The organism is Flavobacterium sp., from assembly GCF_044371705.1.
Lineage (GTDB): Bacteria > Bacteroidota > Bacteroidia > Flavobacteriales > Flavobacteriaceae > Flavobacterium.
The window spans coordinates 1-4,401 of sequence record NZ_JBILTE010000208.1 but is presented as its reverse complement, the minus strand read 5'-3'; the positions used below and the strand labels follow the sequence as shown (position 1 = coordinate 4,401).

The window sequence follows — 4,401 nt, the reverse complement described above, 5'->3', positions numbered from 1 at the left end:
GCGGCCTATGACGAGGTGTTTATAGGTTTTGGTGAGAACGTCAATGAAAATGTATTTGACCAAAATAGAATCGGTGTTTTACTGGGTTATCAATTTAATTCATCGCTACGAGTGGAAGGTGGTTACTTAAACCAAATTCTTCAATTGGGTCGAGAAGTGAATGGTAGCAACGTGTTTCAGTATAATAACGGAATTATCGTAAATGCACTTTTTACTTTTGATTTGTCGAAAAAGTAATAAAATTAAAAGTAACATTTCAATTTTATGATTTCAATTATTCTCAAAAAACCATACTTGGCTTACTATGTAAAATTCAAAAAGTCAATACAACCGAACCTGTTCCTTCAACAAATCAATTAAAACTTCATTGTCAATCGTTTCCAAAGATGAAAAATGCAAAGACTTTACCAGCGTTCGACTCTCCCCATCTAAACAATCTTGATGCAACTTTAGTTGATACCCTTTCATAAAAGCAACATCAACATACCCACGTTTATGAGTGGCATTTAAATAGACAAAAGGCTTACCGTTATAATAATAAAACGGAATCTTGTACTTAAACTGTAATTTAATTTCCGGCAAGGTCAGTTCAATAACCGCTTGCAAATGCAACAAAATCGAACGATAAGGTTCCGGTTGGTTGAGTATATATAATTCGGCAGGTTTCATTCTTCAAAAATAATAGAAAAATGTTTTGGTCAGTTGAAAAATTAGTATTTACTTTGCAATTCAAAGTACTTTAAAAATGGAACAGAAAGATTATTTAAAAGACATTCAGGACATCAAACAAATGATGTCAAAATCAAGTCAGTTTCTCTCCCTAAGCGGTATATCGGGAATTCTTGCTGGAATTTACGCTTTAATTGGAGCTTGGATGGCCTACAAAACCATCTATTTTGATACCTCCACGATGGGTGCTTACAAAAATTTAGTCATTTCAGAAGAAGCAGTCATTCGCCTTCTGGTAATTGCCGCTACAGTTGCGGTACTTTCTTTAGCGACCGGAATTGTACTTAGCATTCGAAAAGCAAAAATAAACAATGAAACTTTTTGGAACAGCACCGCTCGACGATTAGTCATTAATTTTCTAATTCCGTTGGCAACAGGTGGGTTTTTTATTCTTTTCTTAATCGAAAAAGAAATGTTAGGCTTAATTGCTCCTTTAACACTTATATTTTACGGTTTAGCGTGCGTCAATGCAAGTAAGTATACCCTTGGCGGCGTTCGCTATTTGGGATTAACTTTTATCGTATTAGGCTTGTTGAGTACTTGGTTTTTAGGCTATGGCTTGCTATTTTGGGCGTTGGGTTTTGGCGTCAGTCACATATTATACGGAGCCATCATGTATTTTAAATATGAGAAAAAATAAAAACCTATGCGTCTATACAAAAAAATAGCTCTTGTATCTCTACTATTGCTTTCTGTACTGTATGTATTTGGGGAAATAAATGCTTCTACTGTCAATTCATCATTCAAATCAACTAAAAGCAATGCTCAAGATTTCTTTAAAAATGGGGACATCATTTTTCAAACCTCGGAATCCAAACAATGTGAGGCTGTCCGAATTGCTACTAATTCTAAATTCTCTCATTGTGGAATTATTTTCATTGAAAATGGAACTACTTTTGTGTACGAAGCCGTACAACCGGTTAAAATGACACCCCTAAAACAATGGATTACGCATGGAAGAGATGGTAAATATGTTGTCAAAAGATTAAAAAATGCGGATTCAGTTCTAACTGCTTCTACATTAAAAAAAATGAAACAATATGGATCAACCTTTCAAAACAAAGACTATGATTTGTATTTTGAGTGGTCGGACGAAAAAATTTACTGTTCCGAATTAGTTTGGAAGATATACAAAAACGCAGGTGAAGTTGAACTGTGTGCACTTAAAAGTTTAAAAGACTTTAATCTGAAAGACCCAATGGTTCAAAAAATTATGAAAGAACGCTACGGAAATAAAATTCCCTACATGGAAAGTGTAGTAGCTCCTTCGCAGTTATATGAATCGGATCTGTTAGAGACAATTTTTGATAATTATTAAAATGAAAAACATCATACAAAATATCAACAAAGCTTTTGACCACCGAATCCGACTGGGAATTATGTCGATTTTGATGGTGAACGAAAGTGCCGACTTCACCACACTCAAAGAGCTGTTGGGCGTGACCGATGGCAACCTCGCCTCGCATGCAAAAGCTTTAGAAGCAGAAGAATACATCGCAATTGAAAAGCAATTCATTGGTAAAAAACCAAACACTTCCTATAAAGCAACCAAATCAGGAAAAAAGGCTTTTCAGGAACATATTGACGCTCTTGAAAAATTAATACAAAACAAATAACTGACTTTTTTTTATCCATTAACTTTGAAATACAAAGTACTTTTAATTATGAAAAACATTCAATACCTATTAACTCAATACAAAAATGTAAGTCAATTGCTTGCAACTCTAATTGCTTTTTGTTTTCTCCTGTATGGAATCCGTGTCGCGAATACCCAAACACTCATGTACGGGTTTTTACTGTGGAATTTATTCCTAGCATGTTTACCCTTGCTTCTTTCATTAGTAATAATGGTTACACTACCAATCAGAGAACACAAAGTAAAACTCGTTACTGCCTTATTTATTTGGTTACTATTGCTTCCCAATTCATTTTATCTAATAACCGATTTTGAGCATATCAACCGCTTTCCAACCGTGCCTTTTTGGTTTGATTTGATTCTCTTGAGCTCTTTTGCTTTAACAGGAATGTATGCTGGCTTACTCTCTTTAGTGCAGATAGAAAATATTATTTGCAGTCACTTTTCGCCCAAACTTAAAGTTCCATTTGTCATCACTATTCTCTATCTCTCAGGTTTTGGCGTCTATCTCGGTCGCTATTATCGATTCAATAGTTGGGATGTACTTCAGGAACCGTTTGCACTCCTCAGAGGAATTTTAAAAGGTGTAACAGCAACCGATGCTCAGAACTTCACAGTAGGTTTTGGAACATTTTTATTGGTTTTGTATTTCGTTACAACTTCCTTCCATTCTAAAGTTAATAACCTGTAAATAAACTCTTAAACATTTAAACTCTTAAACTTTTTAAACTTCAAAATCATGGAAAAACAAACCAATTTCTTTCAATCAAACACGGCAAAAATTATTGTTATCGGTTTATTAACGCTCGTTTTACTAGTTCCTTTACAACTGGTTAAGGGCTTAATCGATGAACGTTCGCTTCGCCAAAAAGAGGTCGTTGAAGAAACCTCGGACAAATGGGGCGAAAGCATTCACTTTTACGGACCTATTTTAAAAGTCCCCTACAAATCGTATTCCGAGGAATTTGTGATTGATCCCGCCACCAACAAGCAGGTAAAAACAAGAAAAGCCGAAATTAAAATCGCCTATTTCTTTCCGGAGGAGTTACACAATCAAAGCACAGTAACCATGGCCAAACCGCTTGAACGCAGTTTGTACAAATCGAATGTTTTTTCGGCAGCTATGAAATTTGACGGTCATTACATTTATCCCAATTTCAAAAAGAACAACACACCCGACGAGGATATTTTGTGGGATAAAGCTACCGTTATGATTCGAACCACCAATTTGAAAAGCATCAAAAGTCAGGTGAATGTTAAATTAGGTTCGCAGAATTACCGCTTTGAACCGGCACAAAATAGTGATTCCGATTCAATCGCTTTTTTAGAAACCGGAATTGTTGACCTTCAAAGTTTGTTGAACAATCAAAAATTGGATTTCAATTTTACCATCAATTACAACGGAAGCAAAAGTCTGTACATCGCTCCTATTGGAAAAACCACTACGGCAAAAATTGCTTCCAATTGGCATTCACCCAGTTTTATGGGGAATTATTTGCCGAATGAAAAAAACAAAGTCATCAATTCAAAAGGTTTCAGTGCCGAATGGGAAGTTTTGCACCTCAACCGACCATTTGCTCAGCAATCATTTGATTCGTTTCCTAACTTGAATCCGTATACGTTTGGTGTCGACTTTATCACTCCCGTGGATGAATACCAACAAAACGAACGAGCGTCCAAATATGGTTTTCTCATGATTGGATTGACGTTTTTAATCTTTTTCTTGATACAAAGCATTAGTAAAATCAACATTCATATTTTCCAGTATTCGATGATCGGATTGGCGTTAATCATGTTTTATACGTTGCTCATTTCAATCACCGAACACAGTAGTTTTACTTTGGCTTACTTAGTTGCCGGTGCTTCGGTGGTTGTGTTGATTTCGCTCTATTCGATTTCCATTTTAAAGAACAAAAAGTTTCCGGCATTTATTGGAATTTCACTTACCGGATTGTACACGTTTATTTTTGTGATTATTCAAATGGAAGATTATGCATTGTTGGTTGGAAGCATTGGTTTGTTCTTGATACTTGCCG

7 protein-coding genes are annotated in these 4,401 nt (G+C 35.4%); 6 read left to right on the top strand and 1 reads right to left on the bottom strand.

All coding sequences use genetic code 11. The features are described from left to right. Window positions 1-237, top strand: a 237-nt coding sequence (locus tag ACIQ2S_RS11720; RefSeq protein WP_396176204.1) for a DUF2490 domain-containing protein, incomplete at its 5' end; no start/stop codon positions are given. Between the two features lie 84 nt (window positions 238-321). Here ACIQ2S_RS11720 and ACIQ2S_RS11715 read toward each other — a convergent pair. Then, complete coding sequence (locus ACIQ2S_RS11715; protein ID WP_396176202.1) at window positions 322-669, bottom strand: DUF1801 domain-containing protein; 348 nt, start codon at window positions 667-669, stop codon at window positions 322-324. A 76-nt stretch (window positions 670-745) separates the two neighbouring features. Here ACIQ2S_RS11715 and ACIQ2S_RS11710 point away from each other — a divergent pair, with 76 nt between their 5' ends. The 5 genes from ACIQ2S_RS11710 to creD form a co-directional block, all read left to right on the top strand. Next, window positions 746-1,369, top strand: coding sequence for a hypothetical protein (locus ACIQ2S_RS11710; protein WP_396176200.1), 624 nt, complete (start codon window positions 746-748; stop codon window positions 1,367-1,369). Window positions 1,370-1,375: 6 nt separating this feature from the next. After that, window positions 1,376-2,047, top strand: coding sequence for a YiiX family permuted papain-like enzyme (locus ACIQ2S_RS11705; protein WP_396176198.1), 672 nt, complete (start codon window positions 1,376-1,378; stop codon window positions 2,045-2,047). 1 nt (window position 2,048) lies between these two features. Then, window positions 2,049-2,345 carry a winged helix-turn-helix domain-containing protein gene (locus tag ACIQ2S_RS11700; RefSeq protein WP_396176196.1) on the top strand — a complete coding sequence of 99 codons (297 nt, stop codon included), beginning with the start codon at window positions 2,049-2,051 and terminating at the stop codon, window positions 2,343-2,345. Window positions 2,346-2,393: 48 nt separating this feature from the next. Next, window positions 2,394-3,056: a DUF1361 domain-containing protein gene (locus ACIQ2S_RS11695; RefSeq protein WP_396176194.1), complete on the top strand. Its 663-nt coding sequence runs from the start codon at window positions 2,394-2,396 to the stop codon at window positions 3,054-3,056. 48 nt (window positions 3,057-3,104) lie between these two features. Continuing rightward, the coding region (gene creD, locus ACIQ2S_RS11690) for a cell envelope integrity protein CreD (protein ID WP_396176192.1) at window positions 3,105-4,401 on the top strand (1,297 nt) is incomplete at its 3' end.